This is a genomic window from Fusibacter sp. 3D3 (assembly GCF_001748365.1).
Taxonomy (GTDB): domain Bacteria; phylum Bacillota; class Clostridia; order Peptostreptococcales; family Acidaminobacteraceae; genus Fusibacter_A.
On record NZ_BDHH01000008.1, the window covers coordinates 110,449 to 127,433 of the forward strand.

Here is a 16,985-nt window from a genome sequence, read left to right on the forward strand (position 1 = left end):
ACGGCGTTTTTTTATGACGGGTCAGCACATAAAAAAATCAATCGTATTTAAAAATAAATACCCGATGGGGGGTATACCGACACCCAAAAGAAGGCGTATGCTGAAGAGGTGATATGCCCCACGCAAAAATACTGGAAAGGAGGCCTGTTATGCAAAACAGCAAGATCTTTCGTGCAGTAACCCCTTTGGAAGACGATTGTCTTCAAGTGGAAATGGAATCGGGCTGCACCGTTCGCCTGGATATGCATAGGCGACTACAATCGGTGCGGTTTGGATTACTTCGCAACCAAGAAGTATTTCGAAGTGTGGGTACAGATGGCTATCGACTGATCTTTTATCAGGAAAGCAGCGAGGTGTTAGAGATTTCCGCTGCAACCTTTATGGATCTGCTCGCGGTTGACCGGACGCAGTAGACAGATGACGAAAGTTTTATAAACCGATGGTGTCTTATGACTTCCAAAAGGAAGTATTGGCGCGAAATAACAAGGAGGTAATATTAAGATATGAAAAAAGTAAGAAAACGTATGAGCAGTCTGCTGCTCTCAATATGTATGGTGTTCACGATGCTCCCCGCAGTGGCATTTGCAGCGTCCACAACCGAAATAAGTGCTTTTGATACTTTGGGTGAAGAAGTGGCTTTACAGACGGTACCCAACGGCACCCTACAATCGTCATTGAATCTACCCAGTACACTTCAAGTTGAGCTCACCAGTGGCTCTGCCTACACCGTAGATGTATCTGTTTGGGTGAGTGACCCTGTTTACGATGGCAATACGGCAGGTGATTATGTCTTTAGACCAACCCTAGATCTGCTACCTGACGTTGCACTGGTGGGCAGTGCGACGCCACCTTTGATAACAGTAAGTGTAAAAGCGGTATTGGAGGTGGCCCCATCGATCTATACCTTTGATTCACTTGAAGAAGGGTATGGCATAGAATCCTACCTTGAGGCAGCCAAACCGAAGACGTTCACCCTTACAAATAATGGCGCTATAGATCTCACAGAGATTCATCTAAGTGTGATGGGATCAAGCTCAGATTGGTTTGATTTAGGTGACCTCAATAGCACCTCTCTCAATGCCACTGAGTCAGCGGAATTTACGATTACACCGAAACTGTCTCTTTCTAAAGGGATCCATAGCACTACAATTATAGTTATTAGTAACGGTACTCTTTTGGCTTCAATACCAGTCAGTTTAACGGTTACTGAAATGCTGCCACGCATTAGATTTACGCACGCAGATGCCTACAAAATAGACACCGATTTCAGCGGTACAGGATACAGCTGGGATGCCGCCTTGAAAACGCTTACGCTGAATTCAGATTATGTGGCGGGAAGTATAGAATTTTTAAATTTAGATTCAGAAGCGGTGACGCTACGGCTTGCTGGAGACGTGACAATTGATGAAAGCTCAAACCTTTACAATGTCATCGATTGTGATTCTGGAAATCTGACCATTGACCTAGCGAGTCATACACTGACTATAATTGGAAACACAGCACTCTATGGTGATGATCGAGAAATCACCATTCAAAATGGCACCCTTGTGGCAAACCAAAACAGTGACTCTACCGGCTCACTCATTCGAGTCCAAAAACTTGTTGTTGAGAATGCTACGGTTATGGTTCATGCCGGAAATATGGGTACTGGCATTGAAATTCTAAGAGACGGTTCTTTGACATTAAAGCAGGGAGCCTATATTCACATTCACGGCCTACTTGGACTTTTATTGAACAGTCCTGCTCTTTTAAATCTTGAAAGTGATGAGATCACCCTGACAGTTTTAAGTAGCAGTAGTGCTTATTCTAGCCTTGACCTAGATTGCAATTACGCTCCGAGCTCTACACTGAAAATTTGGACCAACACGGAATCCGCGCAACCTTCTCCAGCTGGAGCAGGCATACTGCTCTCTTCAAAGACCGATGCAGAGTGGTTCGATTTATGGAGCAATTCAAAATATGTTCACCTTGGCACAGTATCGCCGAAAAGCATTGTAACGGTTACGAACGGAACAGGAAGTGGGACATATTCAGAAAATACAGCTGTGACCATCACTGCCAATACGGCACCTAGTGGTAAGCAGTTTAAAGCATGGACAGTTGTCAGCGGTGGGGTAACCCTTGTAGATGCAAAGGCGGCAAGCACAAGCTTTACCATGCCAGCAAATGCAGTAGAGGTTACGGCAACCTACGAGGAGATTTCGACTGATGTTTTTGTTGCCACCGCTGCCGAATTAAAAACAGCTCTTGAGGCAATCACGTCTCAGACCGTGAACGTAACGGCAGACATTACGTTCTCGGAAAAAATCAGTCAGGGTGCAGATCACACACTGGTAATCCCTAGCGGCAAAACGGTCACCACTTCAGGTAATTTGGGATTAATCAACATAGGCAGCCATACACTGACCCTTAATGGAGGTGGTACTTTTGTCTGTAGCAGTAGCGGTAATGCGCTATTTAGCAATACTGGCACACTGAATCTGGAAAATATCAACGTTAATGTAACTGGAAATTATTATGGTATCACGGTTAAAACCATCCATGTAAACAGTGGTGCAGCGGTGAATCTTAATGCCACCAGCGGTCAACAATTAATTCGGCTACTGGATGCGGGGTACACTCTAAACATCAATGCGGGTGGTGCCATTGAAATAATAGACTTTAGTGAGCGCGCTATCGTAAATTATGGCGGCACAATACACATCAACGGCGGCTCACTGACAATTGGCAAAGGACAAAGCGATGATCAGATAGGCATATGGATGAACCGTGGACTCCTCAAATACAGCTCTGGCACGTTGAATGTAACTGACGATGCAGTCATTCGTTTAATCCAATCAGCGCTTGCCGAAGGTGTAAGTGGCAAGTTCATCGACGGCGGTTATACGCTGGCAGCTAACGGCAAGATTATCATAGATGCGGCGGATGCCGCGCCATCGGTTGACGGTCTGAGCGAAGGTTACTACCATTGGAACAGCAGCAAAAATGCATTTGAAAAGCAGATGATCACCATTGAAAAACAGCCACAGGATGTGACGGTGACCGAGGGTGCCATCACAGAAAGTCTTTCTGTAACAGCTAGTGCCAGCAGTGGAGGGGCAATAAGTTACCGGTGGTGGGATGATGATCTTATCTCAGGAGCGGTTGATGCCACCTATACGCTACCAACGCATTTGACAGCGGGAACCTATAAATACTATTGTGAGCTTACCGCACCGGGCTGTTCACACTTATATACTCAAGAAGTCACTGTTACAGTCAAACCAGCGGTTACCTATGCTGTAACCGTTAATAAGGGTACGGCAAGCAATGCTACTGTGGCAGAAGGTGCAACTGTAACCATAACAGCAAATACCCCAGACGCTGGCAAGCGCTTTAAGGCGTGGACGATTCAAAGTGGGGGTATAGCGCTTAACAATGCGCAGGCCTCCAGCACAAGCTTTACCATGCCTGCAAATGCAGTGGAGATTACGGCAACTTATGAAGCTATTCCAGCAGGTGTAACACCAGTTACAGGGATTGCACTGGATAAGACAGCACTTTCTCTTTACAGCAACACCAGCACCAAAACCGCAAACCTCATTGCAACCCTTACGCCAGCTGATGCCACAGACAAATCCGTCACTTGGTTGAGCAGTGAGACAGCTGTTGCCACAGTGGATGCAAGTGGACTTGTAACAGCAGTGGGCAATGGAACGACCACCATTTCCGTCACCACGATAGATGGTGGCTATACAGCTTCTTGCAGCTTAACGGTACAAACCTATACCAGTGGGGGTTCATCCTCAGATGACGATGGCGGTTCCTCTTCAAGTGGCGGTTCCTCCTCTGGAGGCGGTTTACCTTCTGGTGACAGTACAGCCTCTGGGAGCAGTGGCGCTTCAGGTGGCATAACGCTAAAAGAAAATCAGCCCAATCAACCTGTAACCGCAGTGTCTTCAGTAACTGCAACCGCGGGCACAAACGGTGTAGCCAGTGCCTCTATCGCGGATACCGCTGTGGCAGAGGCCATTTCTAAAGCGCAAGCAGAGGCCACCAAACAGGCGAAAACCGAAGAGGGGATCTCTATTGGCTTAAATGTCACCATGCCACAAGGGACCAAGGCACTCACCGCAACACTTTCACAAAACGCTTTAGGACGCCTTGTGAGTGCGGGTGTAACCAAACTTGAACTGAGCGGTTCACCTGTTGCTGTGAGCTTTGACCAAAAAGCACTGGCAGAAATTCAAAAGCAAGTAAGTGGCAATGTGAGCATTACCATTACCCCACAAACAGGGCTTTCTGAAACGGCGATGGCACTTATTGGCACAAGACCTATATACAACATCACCGTCAGCTACGGCGATAACAGTTCGGTGTCTAGCTTTGGTGAAGGGAGTGCTACGATAGCGATTCCTTATACACCTGCAAATGGTGAAGCCATCAGCGGCCTCTATGCGGTATATGTAGATGAAAATGGGCTTACAACGCGCGTGGAAGGTTCAAGCTATGATACGAGCAGTGGGAGCATTCTCTTTACAACACCTCATTTCTCTCTTTATGGTATAGCGTATACCGCGCCAAGTGAAAAGCTTAAGGACATCGATCACCATTGGGGCAAGGCAAGCATTGCTCATGTTGTAGATCTGGAAATTTTACCAGGCATAGCAGAAACCACATTTGCACCCGATACTGCAACAGCGCGTGAAATGCTTGTAACCGCTTTGGGCAAGTTGGTAAAAGTGGATGTAAGTCGTTATACCACAAGCAGTTTCACCGATGTTAAAGTGGGCAGCACTTACCAGCCCTATATTGAATGGGCATACAAATCGGCCATTATTCATGGGATTGGCAATTCAGAATTTGCACCTAATCGTGCCATTACCCGTGAAGAAATTGCGGTGATTATCGCCAACTTTACAAAGGCAACAGGCTACACGCTACCTGCTGGTGGTGAGGCAGTTCCTTACGCAGATGCATCCAGCATAGGCGAACCCTATAAAGCTGCGGTTACTGCGATGCAAAAGGCAGACATCATGACCGGTGGAACAGATAACCAGTTCAGTCCAAAATCAAGCGCCACACGTGCAGAAGTTGCCTCAATACTGCATCGTTTTCTAAAACAAATCATCGATTAAATTGAACCACAAAACACCCCCTGAACTTATTTTAAGATCAGGGGGTGTTTTACTTCATAAATTGGTCTTTGGGAAATAGAAGTGCTATTTTCGTACCGAAATGTTCTTGACTTTCGATTTGAATTTTTCCCCCTTGAACTTTCATTAAACTCTCCACAATGGCAAGACCGAGACCAACACCACCTGTTTTTCGATTTCGATCTTCATCGACTCTGTAAAAACGATTGGTGAGATTTGGAATATTCTCGATGGGAATGCCACGCCCCGTATCGGATATGGCAACTTCATAGTATTTGCGAAGTTCTTTCGAAGTAACCGTGATTGTACCAGGGGGGTCTGTATATTTGACGGCATTGTCCACAAGGGCTCTGAAAATTTGTACGATAAGTTCTTTATCCGCGATGAGGTCCCCTTTATAGTCCAGTTCAGATTCAAAAGTATAATCCTCATAGATGAGCTGGCATTCATGAATGAGTTTGTCAGAAATTTCCTCAACAGAAACGCGATCAAAATTGACTTCAAATGTTCGATTTTCAACTCTGGCAAGTAACAATAACTTCTCCACAAGATTTTTCATATTCTTAGCTTCGGATTCAATAGAATCAATTGATTCTTCAAGGAGTTCTTTTTCGTCATAGCCCATGGTTTTTAATAAGTCCACATAGCCAAGAATAATCGTAAGCGGAATTCTCAGTTCATGTGAAGCATCTGATACAAAGCGTTTTTGATAGTCAAACGATTTTTCGAGATTTTGAAGCATAAAATTCAGACTTTTAATGAGCGTATCGACTTCGTCGTTCGTGCCAATGGAAGGGATGCGATAGTCTAAATTTTCATTGTTAATGTTCTGTGCCATATAAGATAAGTTGACAAGCGGTCTTAGAGCACGCCTCGTAAAGTATCTTCCAAAAATAGAGAGTAAAAGAATGCCTATAATAGAAGATACAAATAAGGCAGAATTTAAACTGAGTAGATAATCTTCATCCAAAGTAGAGGTCAAGAAGAGTGTTATATAAACCTTGCTGCCATCCACAAAGACGATATCAGAAGTGGTATGCATCACGTCTATCCCCAGAAGCTTAGAGACAAATACATCTGATGCATTTTGATCAATGGCAAATGGAATCTGAAATGCCCCAACAACAGCATGATCTACACTGGCCTGATGGTCATAAATCTCTAAATTTAAAAAAGTCCCCTCTGGTGCTGAATCCACTTTGAGTGTCGTTGTGATGTTACTGGTGTCAGAAGATTCATCACGTGTGATAAATCGATCATAGTAATTTTTATTCAAAGTATATGAAGTGCGATTGGCGTCATCAGAAACCAAAACGACAAACTTGTAATTTTCAAAGAGATAAAGCTTTTTCAAGCGTTCGTAGAGATAGTTAACCCGTTGACTTTCAGGGGTTTGATAGAGTGTGTCCACATCTTCGTTGATGAATTCTTCAACTTGTACTTTTTTGGATATGAGCTCTTCTCTATTTTTATAAAATAAAAATTGTCTGGTGAGCAATGTCACAAATAAAAAGACAAATAAGATTAAAATGGTAAAAAGAATCACATTAAAGACCGTGATTCTTGTGGTCAATTTGAACTTTTTAAAAGGATTATAAAGTCTATTCTGAAGTCTTTTAAAATAATTCAGTTTATTTGACAACGTATCCACGACCCCTTACCGTTTGTATTATTTTTCGCTCATAATTCCGATCAATTTTATCGCGTAAATATTTAATATAGACATCTACAATGTTAAGACTGCCATAATAATCATAGCCCCAAACTTTGTTGAGTATTTGTTCGCGCGTGAGCACAATGCCTTTATTGATCACTAGGTGTTTTAAGAGATCAAATTCGGTCTTTGAAAGATCAATTTGATCGTTTTCTCTTGAAACCTCATAGGTTGAAGTGTTTATGAACAAATCTTCAAAGTGAAGCATTTCTTCAGAAGAAGGTGCCACAATAGAAGCCGTTTTGCGAATATTGGCCCTAATACGCGCAAGTAATTCGTCAAAAATAAAGGGTTTCGTCACATAATCATCTGCACCATTGTCGAGTCCCGTGATGACGTCTTGGATATCATCTTTTGCAGTAAGCATAATGATTTTATTGTTTGGATCGTGTCTCTTTATTTCTTTGCAAGCGGTTAGACCGTCCACTTTGGGCATCATGATATCCATTAAAATGAGGTCATAACTGTTTTTTAAACATTTATCGATTGCCTCAGCACCATCTTGTGCCAAGTCCGTTTCGTAACCGGCATACTTTAATTGTAACTCGACGATCCGTGCTATTTTTTTTTCATCTTCAACAATAAGAATTTTTTCCATAAAGCCTCCAGGTGCTTTTTATTAAATATATCAAAAAAAAGGTCGCTTTACAACGACCTTCCTTTTTTGAACTGCTTTGCGGGCGTCTCTACGCCATGAGTTCATGGCATAAATCTCCGATCTTTGACACAGAATAATTGGATGACATTGCTCTCATTTTATTTTTAATGACCATAAGCCGTTCGGGCTCGTTGACAAAAGCTTCAATCGTAAGGGGGAGCATATGAAGATTCTCCACATATACAGCAAGGCCCTCTGATGCAAGTATCGCAGTGTTTTCAGCTTCTTGACCGTGAATGTAGAAAGGGATGACAATGGGCAGTGCTTTATTAATCGCCTCTGTTAAAGTGAGACCACCGGGTTTGCTGATCAGTAAATCTGCTTGATCCATCAATTCGTCCACGTTGCTGATAAACCCATATACTTCTAAGGTAACATGGGTAGGTAAGTCCTGAAAATGAGTCTCAATGGCATTTTTTACGGTTTTATTGTTGCCGCAAACCACTTGAATTAAAATGTTGTTTTTTACTTTAAGCAACATTTCCAACGTTTTATAAAGTTTTCTACTGCCCATGCTGCCCCCCATGAGTAAAATCGTAAAGGGGGAGAAATCTTTTCTATGGCGAATAGGCGTGTTATAAAATTCTGCTTTAACAGGAATACCGTAGTCATATAGTTTTTCTTGTGAAATGCCAAAGGACTGTAATTGATGGTTTGTCACTTTAGAACCTGTGATATAGGCATCAATAGAGTCGTGTGCATAGAAGCGATGTACACCTAAATCGGTGACAACAGAAAGACATGCGGCCTGGGTTAACCCTTCTTTTTTCAGTTCAGCGATAATATGCACAAAAATCGGATGTGTAGAAATAATGACACTTGGATTATAATGTTTTATGTAAGCCAAGACCTTATTTTTGAGCATCACTTTAAAAAAACGTTTGAGTTGTTTATTTGGAGACTTATAACCGCTAAATCTATAAATTTCACCGTAGAGTTTCGGCGTGTAATTCGCTAAAAAAGTATAACCATCTTCAATCATGGTCTCTAAGAATTTACTGTTTTCTTTAAAGGTATCAATCACATAAAAGTCAAGATCGTGATCTGAAAGCTGTTTTTTTAAAGAATGAGCTGCTTGATTATGTCCACCACCAGTGGATGCTGTAAAGATCAAACCAACTTTGTTCATGAGAATGCCTCCCTTTCCATTAATGTTTATAAAACGTTTGCAGAATATCTGCATACATTCATAATACGTTATTAATATTAAAATCGTATTAAAAATGATTTAAGAATACATAAGCATTAAAAGAAAACAGATGAAGACGATATCTTCAAGAGACACCGCCTTATGAACTCTTATAAGTTATAGGTGTGAGTGGTGCAGAGAAACATAACTCACATTTGCTTTTTTTAGTCCTGCAAGTATAATGAATCCAAGGACGATTCCACCGACGAACTGAATGATATTCCAAGGAATACTGAATATAGGGACAATAAAACTGCCGTACATAATACTCGCTGCGAGATAGTAGCCGAGCACCATCCAAAGTCCTGCAATGATCATCCCCGAGAGTTGACCAAAAGTGATGCCATACTTATCTTTGAGAAGATAAAAGAGAACTGTAATCAGTGGGATGATAATAGCGACGCCTAACAATTGATAATTGAGTTTTGAAATGGCAGCTACAATGTTGTCAACGCCTGATAACGCATCTACATTTGTGGCAAGAAAATGGACATCAGTGCCTTTAATTGAGAACACAAAGCCAATCAAAGAGACAAACCAAATGCCTAAAGCGCTGGCTAAAATGTGTTTTTGATTGCGTTTTTCACTTGCAAAATAACCTACGATGAAGCCCATGACGCCTTTGATGATCAAAGTGGGAATTGCCCACTGTGCATAGCCGCCAAGGACATCTGCGAACATCGAACCAACACCAGCGGCAAAAGCACCATACCAAGGCCCAAGTAGAATACCAGAAATGAAAATGCACATGTCGCCGGCGTGTATATAACCATTCGTAAATGGAATGGGTATTTTAATGATAGACGTCGTAATAAATACAAATGCTGTCATTAGAGCGGTATAAATTAATAACTTGAGATTGTTTTTCATAAGTCCCCCTTAAAAGATAGAAATCCGTATAAAATGCTTGTAATAAAACATAAGTCATTTATAATATAATATAGAATTGGGTTTGTCGAAAGAGGCAGATAAGTACAAATGAATAGGGACAGATGGAGGCAATATGATCGGGTTTGTGATAAGCTTTGAGGAAAAATCAAAAATCCCAAAGTATATTCAACTGTATGAACACATTAAAAATGAAATTCATGAAGGCATATTAAAAGAGGGGATAAAATTACCTTCCATCCGAATGGTTTCAGAGGCCCTTAAAATCAGCAAGTCAACGGTTGAAAATGCCTATAATCAATTGATTGTGGAGGGCTATATAGAAAGCAAGTATAAAAGTGGTTACTATGTCATTAATATTGATGTTTATGACTACAATCAGTTTGCAAAAGGGTCTTTTCCTGTCCTTAAAGTGAGTGCCCATAAAAAAACAGCGCGCATTCAAAGCAGCGATGAGCAGGAGGAAGCGACCTTTAATTTTAACGACTGGAAAAAAATGATCAATAAGGTACTGGAATACGATACTAAGACACTTCTGTCGTACGGAGATGTTCAAGGTGAGTTCGCGCTGAGAAGGGAAATCTCTGATTTTATACATCAATCGCGTGGGGGGAAATGTCATCCAGATCAAATCATCGTTGGAGCGGGTATACAATATCTGTTTGGATTAATTGCCGCTTTATTTAGAGACGGGGCAGCGCAGATTGCCTTTGAATACCCTGGTTTTTCAAAAGGGATGTATATTTTTGAAGACTATGGGTATAAAACCATTAAGGTTCCTGTAGAGTCGGATGGCATCAACATCAAGAAGTTGGAAGATTCTCAGGCAAAGATCGTCTATGTTTCACCATCGCATCAGTATCCCACAGGTTCGATCATGCCGATTAAAAAGCGCATCAAATTAATCAACTGGGCCACTAAAAATCACGCCTATATAATTGAAGATGACTACGATAGCTTGCTGAGATATGAGGGGTATCCTATTCCTGCATTACAGGGCTTAAATCAGGGGAAAAATGTCATCTATGTGGGTTCCTTTTCGAAATTGCTGATTCCTTCGCTTAGAATCAGTTTTATGGTACTTCCAGAACCCTTGATGCAAAAATTTAATCTTATTAAAGAGCGTTATTCACAGACGGTTTCAAAAATCGAGCAATTGGCACTTGCCAATTACATGTCAGAAGGGTATTTTGAACGCCACATCCGAAGAATCAAAAAGATATACGGCAAAAAAAACCAACTTTTAATCGAAGCCTTTAAAATGCATCAAAATGCGTGTTACGAATTGATTGGCAAAGAATCTGGACTGCATGTCATGTTATCTTTTAGTCGAACCGTCAACAAAGAAAAAGTGGTCAAAGATGCTGAAACTATTGGATTGAAACTTGAAGGGATCAGTGACTATGAGGGCAGCAATATACTCGTTCTATCCTACAGCGGGTTGCAAGACCATGAAATTGAGCAAACAATTGGAGAATTGAGTCGAATAATCCTAGAATCTAATGAAAAATTCACATAAAAGACACATCTTTAGTGCTATAATGGGTTAAAATAAATGATATGACATAGAATTGGAGGCTGTATGCAAAAAAAATGGTTGATCGGTATTGCGTTTTTAATTTCGCTTACGGGATGTCAAAAGGAAACTGTAAACGCACATCAATTACCACCAACGGTTACACCCCCAGTAGCTCAAGTAGACCTAGACAAACCTGTTGATAAAGAAATTATCAGCGAGGATTTGATCGGTAACTTTAAATACTTAGATCAAAATATTGCTAACATGACAGAGGAAGAAGCTACTGAAAATTTCTATGAACTTGAAGCATTATCCATCAAAAAGCAATTCTATTATGTGGAAGTCATTTCGCTGAATAAACATATACAAACCGAACTGATGAAGTGCTTTGATGTAGAAAAAGGCGAGTTTGATTTTGGTAAATACGATGGTGGCAGTGGCATGGTGATTGATGAAATTTATGCAAGTGGTTATAAACTTGTGCCCTATGAGGGCTTTGTATACCCAGTGACGGATTATTCAAAGTTTAAACCCTATGCTTCTTTTATGAGTGATGAAGCACAAAGCTATATTGATTTGAAAGCATTGGAATCCGACGCGTACACAGGGACCAGATCCTCTCTTGAAGTGACTCAAGATGAACTGGTAAACCGCATTCTTTTAGCAGAAAATCACATTAGACAATACAAAAATGGGAAGACACATCCCATGGTGCTTGAAATGTATAAAGCATATCTGTACTATTATATTCCCTCAACAGTGCTCTTTGACAAGGGGACTCATGATGCCAATGCAGATAAGTTGACTGAATACAAGGCATTTGTTGAGGCGCATCCAGATACCATTACAGCTCAGATTGTAACGGATTATTTAGGCACTTTAGAGGCAAATGGTTATGAAGAGACAGAGGCAGTGAAGCTCTATTTAAAAGATTTCTATGGTGCCATAGAAATCTATATTTCAAAAGCAGGGCTTTAGAGCCCATTTCAATGTGCTTATTATAAAAGGCACACTTTCAGAACGACTTTTTAGTCTTCTTGATAGTGTGCCTTTTAACAGTGATGTGAGCGTTTAGACTCTCACTGGATAGGGAAGATGACCCCAAGGGACCATCATATACTCAGTCCGCTTCGCTACCTTCGTAACCCTTGCACAATCCTATCGGATTGCATCCAGTGGAAGTTTAGACTCCCACTGGATAGGGAGATAAAAAGCTTTTAATAAGTTCAAGTGTACTATCTAGTGAAAACGAATCTTTTAATGCAAATACATTTTTGCGTACTTGATCATAGTAAGCGGGATCGTTGATTAATTGATCGAGTATAAAAGTGAGCTTTTGGCCACTTTCGATTTTAAAGGCAGCCCCTGTACTCAATAAAAAATCTGTATTTTCTGTCTCTTGCCCTGGCATCGCAAAGGGAATCAAAAGAGGGAGACCTTTGGCGATGGCTTCAGTAGTAGTAAGGCCTCCAGGTTTGGTTAGGATCACATTTGAAGTTTCCATAAGTGTGTGCACATGATCTGCAAATCCAAAAATTTCATAAAGGCCACTTTCAATCTCGGATTGATATCGTTTTTCAATGGATCTTTTTAATTTTAAGTTGTTGCCACAGACGACTTTGCAGTGTATGGGTTTTGGATATTGTTTTAAGGTTTCAAGGAGTTCATCCACAAAAGTCAATCCAATACTGCCACTCATAATCAACAAGGTGAATATCTTGTCAGCTGGTTTGGATAACGCATAATACGGTGGTGTCAGTGGAATCCCATAATTGTAAACAATAGAGCTCCTTATACCATTTTGAACCAAGGCATTTTTTGTAAAGGCAGAGCCCACGATATATGCATTGACTTCAGGGTTGATATAACTTCTATGAACATGAAAATCAGTGACCACAGAAATGTAAGGGATGCTAATTTGATGATTTGCCTTGAGTTTGCAGATGATGTTGTTGGCAAGTAAGTGAGTGCCTATAATGACATCGGGTTCAAAGCGGTTAATGTGATTTAGAAGGCGTGTTTTACCGACGATATTGAAGACACTAGAGACACGGTTATTAATAAGTTTGCGATTACTGATATAATACAAATGTCCAAAGGTTCTTGGCGATTTTAAGGACATCTGTTTGTAGCTGTTAACGACTAAATAATCCAAAGAACGATTTATTTCTTTCATAAAACTACTCACTTGAACCGTAATGCCATTTTTTTCAAGTAGAATTCTTAAATTTTCAGCAGCTTTATCATGACCGCCACCAGTGGATGCTGTCAATATGAGTATTTTGGCCATTTTATTCCTCCGTTTTAGTTTACCCTCACTATTTTATATGAATTCGTGAAATTATTCAACAGAGGCCTTAAGAATAATGACGCGTTGCCTTTAACTGGTACATTTTATCGTCCGCCACATGTAACAGTGCATCAAAAGTGATGCCTTCTTTTGGAAAGATTGCATAGCCGACAGACACTGAAAGGATCATCTTCGTGTGCTCATCTAGGTGCAATGGTTCCTTGAAAGCTTCTTCAATTTTTTTGAGATAGGCATGTACTTCTTTTAGATTTTTACCATTACAGGGAGATAAGACTACAAATTCATCGCCGCCAATTCTAGAAATCAACTCTCCTTGATCAAAGATTGTCTTTAAAACGAGCGCAATTTTAATAAGTGCCAAGTCGCCGATAGCATGGCCATAGGCATCGTTTATGTGTTTAAAAAAGTCAACGTCTAAATAGTAAAGACATAAACGCTGATCGTTTATTTTAGCGGTTTCTAAAGAGGCTTCAGCGCGTTCCAAAAAATAGCCTCTTGCCAGCAGCTGAGTGAGATGATCATAATAAGCGAGATGGATTATTTTTTCTTCATTGGCCTTGTAATTGGTAATGTCATAAATAACACCAATATAATGAATCGTTTGCCCCACATTGTTTTTGACATCTAATATCGTCAGCCATTCGAGAATCGTTTCGCCATTTTTAGTTTTGTTTCTAATTTCACCAGACCAGTGCCCCGTGTTGTTTATAGCAAGCCACATATTTTCATAGAATTCATTTGAATGTTCACCAGATTTTAAGATTTTCGGCGTTTGATTTTTAATCTCTTCAAGTGCGTAGTCGGTGAGTGTCAAAAAGGCTTTGTTCGCCCAGATGATTTCCTTGTTAGGACGTGTAATGATAACCCCTTCTTTGATATGATCAAATGTTTTCAAGAAGAGATCATATAGGTGTTTTTGTTTAAGATCTTCTGTAATTTCTTCGTACATAGCCACAAATTTATTGACGATGAGATCTTCTTGAATAAGTGGATATGCAGTCATATGGTATGATTTTTTGATTCGATTTTTATTTTGTCTGACCACATCATATTCGATGGTATTGCCTTCTAAAACCATGTTTAAAAAGAACCAAGATTCTTCAGAAAATTCACTCGGAACAATAGAATCATTTATAGTCTTTAGGTGAAGATCCGCATTCGTAAATTGAAAATGTTTTTCAAAGGCAGGATTGACTTTGAGAATTTGAAGCGAACTCGACATAATGACCATGGGTACAGGCGTATGGTTAAATAAAAGGATGTAGTCGGTATTTTCCATAGTGGCTTCTGATAACCGATTGATGGGTTCAATAGATGAAAACAAAAGCTTTTCATGATTGTACTCAAATGGCCCGCTGATGACTTTGACATTCCAAATATCATTATTGGCAAGGCGATGTCTGAAGTTAAAGTGGTTTCTAGATTCTTCGGATGCTTTGCGCATTTCGCGTTGGATGGCTTCGGGGGTCAATAGATTAATATCAGATATTTTCATTTGATGGAGCTCTTTTTTGGAATAGCCGTAAAAATCAATTGCAAACTGATTGGCGTGAAGAATATAGCCCGATTTAGGATCTATAATGAGTGTGGCATCTCTTGCGTTTGTCAATAAATTGTAAAGGGCATTGGAGGTGGTCTTTGAAACATAGGCAAGCCTGCTCAAATCCAAAATAAAAGCACCATAATAGTTGTTATACAAATCGTTTTTTAAAATAAAAAGCACAATTTCAGCTTGAAATGCCTTGCCATATGCATCTTTATGGCGCCATTTAAAACGTATGGGTTCATTGAGTGATGTGCTGTCAATTTGATGATGATCAAAATAATCAAAGTAACTTGGATAAGGATGTGTCCGTTCGGTGATCATATCGATACTTTTATGTGCAAGTGTGGTTTTAAAGAGTGAATCAGCACTTAAATTTGAAAAGAGAATGTCTTGATCTTTTAAAATGATAAAGGGATCTTGATAATGATAGGATAACTTTATAAAGTCCATTCCGATACCTTTGAGCCAAAGTAGTGAGGGATTATTTTCCATTAATGTTTTAGGCATGAGAACCTCCAGAGTACTTGTCTATGTCCAACTAACTTATTTATGCCCAATAACAAACGGGATCTATCAAATATAAAAAAAGATATCTATAAATTTGATGTCATATCAAATTTGTAGATATCTTAAGTGGCTTTGAGATAATAAAGTGGTTTTGAAATTATTTTAAAACAGCTTAGGACTCTAATTTGCTCCAAACGCTATTGACAATGACACCTAAAAGGGCTGCCAAGCTAAGACCAGATAGTGCAACTTCAGAATTTGGAACTGCAATTTTAAGTGCTAATGAAGGCACATACGATGGTGCAAGACCTACACAGAGAATTAAAAGCATGATCACTATGTTTTTAAAGTTGAATGCAACTTTTTGATCTTTAATCGTTTTGACCCCAATAAGGGCAATCATAGAGAAGAGCATTAAACTGATACCGCCCATGACAGCTGTGGGAATTGATCCTAAGACCCCACCTAACTTGCCCACAAGACTTAAAACAATAGCAAATACGGCTGCGATACGCAAAATAGCAGGATTATAATTTTTAGTGATCGCAAGGACGCCTGTGTTTTCACCATAGGTCGTGTTTGCGGGTCCACCCAGAAATCCTGCGAACATAGTTGCGATACCATCGCCGAGCAGTGTTCTGTGAAGACCTGGATTTTCAATGAAATTTTGTCCAACAACGGTTCCGTTAGTGGTAATATCGCCGACATGCTCCATAAAAACAGCAAGCACAACAGGCGCAATAATTAAAATGGCTTCTAAGCTGAACTTAGGAAATGTAAATGCTGGGATGCCAAAGAGTGCTGCTTGTTGAATGCTCGTAAAATCCACCGCGTGAATGGCAAGTGAAAGCGTATAACCCACTATTACAGCGATTAAAATCGATAATTGCTTTAAAAACCCTTTTCCTAAAAAATTAATAACAAGTGCAGTTGCGAGTGTAACACCAGCGAGCATAAAATTCGCCTTTGCCATGCCAAAAGCGGTGGGCACCAAATTCAAACCAATTACAATGATCATTGGACCTACAACATGTGCTGGTAAAAAAGCCTTAATGTGATCAACGCCCACTTTTTTGACGAAAAGGGAGAGGAGCACATAAATAAATCCAGCAACGATTATCCCACCTTGGGCATATGCTAGATCACCTTGATAAAGTGCTTTAACTTGAATGATTAAAGGAATAAATGCAAATGAGGAGCCTAAAAATACAGGCACTTTCCAATTGGTACAAGCGTGAAAAATCAATGTACCACAGCCAGCTGTAAAAAGAGCGACGGATGGATTAAAGCCTGTTAAGATTGGAACGAGGACAGTAGCGCCGAACATGGCGATAAGATGTTGGAGCCCTAAGATAAAATTCTTGGGATCCGATAAAGTGTTTGGTGATTCTGCATAACTATTTGTTGACATAAAAAAACCTCCCTTATTTTAATGCATGGGGAGAAGACTTTAATCTTCTCTTTTTAGCCTCACAGGACCAAATTAAAAAGTGCTGTTGAATGACGATGAGATCACAA

11 protein-coding genes are annotated in these 16,985 nt (G+C 40.3%); 4 read left to right on the top strand and 7 right to left on the bottom strand.

The features are described from left to right. Positions 1–149 precede the first annotated feature (149 nt). Both F3D3_RS10945 and F3D3_RS10950 read left to right on the top strand, forming a co-directional pair. Entirely contained in the window at positions 150–413 is a 264-nt protein-coding gene (locus F3D3_RS10945; RefSeq protein WP_069873868.1) for a hypothetical protein, read from the top strand. 90 nt (positions 414–503) lie between these two features. Next, the gene (locus tag F3D3_RS10950) at positions 504–5,117 is read left to right on the top strand and encodes an S-layer homology domain-containing protein (RefSeq protein ID WP_069873870.1); all 4,614 of its coding nucleotides are present in this window, start codon (positions 504–506) and stop codon (positions 5,115–5,117) included. A 49-nt stretch (positions 5,118–5,166) separates the two neighbouring features. On the opposite strand, the gene F3D3_RS10955 is transcribed toward F3D3_RS10950, so the two are convergent. The 4 genes from F3D3_RS10955 to F3D3_RS10970 form a co-directional block, all read right to left on the bottom strand. Further along, positions 5,167–6,777 (bottom strand): cell wall metabolism sensor histidine kinase WalK, encoded by a 1,611-nt coding sequence (locus F3D3_RS10955; protein ID WP_069873871.1) that lies wholly within the window; start codon positions 6,775–6,777, stop codon positions 5,167–5,169. Then, positions 6,767–7,447, bottom strand: coding sequence for a response regulator transcription factor (locus F3D3_RS10960; protein WP_069873873.1), 681 nt, complete (start codon positions 7,445–7,447; stop codon positions 6,767–6,769). Before F3D3_RS10960 ends, F3D3_RS10955 begins: the two co-directional genes overlap by 11 nt. 88 nt (positions 7,448–7,535) lie before the next feature. Next, complete coding sequence (locus tag F3D3_RS10965; RefSeq protein ID WP_069873875.1) at positions 7,536–8,636, bottom strand: glycosyltransferase; 1,101 nt, start codon at positions 8,634–8,636, stop codon at positions 7,536–7,538. Positions 8,637–8,813: 177 nt separating this feature from the next. Further along, positions 8,814–9,566 (bottom strand): ECF transporter S component, encoded by a 753-nt coding sequence (locus F3D3_RS10970; RefSeq protein WP_069873876.1) that lies wholly within the window; start codon positions 9,564–9,566, stop codon positions 8,814–8,816. Between the two features lie 133 nt (positions 9,567–9,699). On the opposite strand from F3D3_RS10970, the gene F3D3_RS10975 reads away from it, so the two are divergent. After that, positions 9,700–11,103: a PLP-dependent aminotransferase family protein gene (locus F3D3_RS10975; protein ID WP_069873878.1), complete on the top strand. Its 1,404-nt coding sequence runs from the start codon at positions 9,700–9,702 to the stop codon at positions 11,101–11,103. Positions 11,104–11,166: 63 nt separating this feature from the next. After that, positions 11,167–12,081, top strand: a complete 915-nt coding sequence (locus F3D3_RS10980; protein WP_069873880.1) for a hypothetical protein — start codon at positions 11,167–11,169, stop codon at positions 12,079–12,081. Positions 12,082–12,286: 205 nt separating this feature from the next. Here F3D3_RS10980 and F3D3_RS10985 read toward each other — a convergent pair whose 3' ends face one another. The 3 genes from F3D3_RS10985 to F3D3_RS10995 form a co-directional block, all read right to left on the bottom strand. Next, positions 12,287–13,393, bottom strand: coding sequence for a glycosyltransferase (locus F3D3_RS10985; RefSeq protein ID WP_069873881.1), 1,107 nt, complete (start codon positions 13,391–13,393; stop codon positions 12,287–12,289). Positions 13,394–13,460: 67 nt separating this feature from the next. Continuing rightward, entirely contained in the window at positions 13,461–15,467 is a 2,007-nt protein-coding gene (locus F3D3_RS10990; RefSeq protein WP_069873883.1) for a diguanylate cyclase domain-containing protein, read from the bottom strand. A 172-nt stretch (positions 15,468–15,639) separates the two neighbouring features. Continuing rightward, the gene (locus F3D3_RS10995) at positions 15,640–16,878 is read right to left on the bottom strand and encodes a uracil-xanthine permease family protein (protein WP_069873885.1); all 1,239 of its coding nucleotides are present in this window, start codon (positions 16,876–16,878) and stop codon (positions 15,640–15,642) included. Between the last annotated feature and the right edge of the window lie 107 nt (positions 16,879–16,985).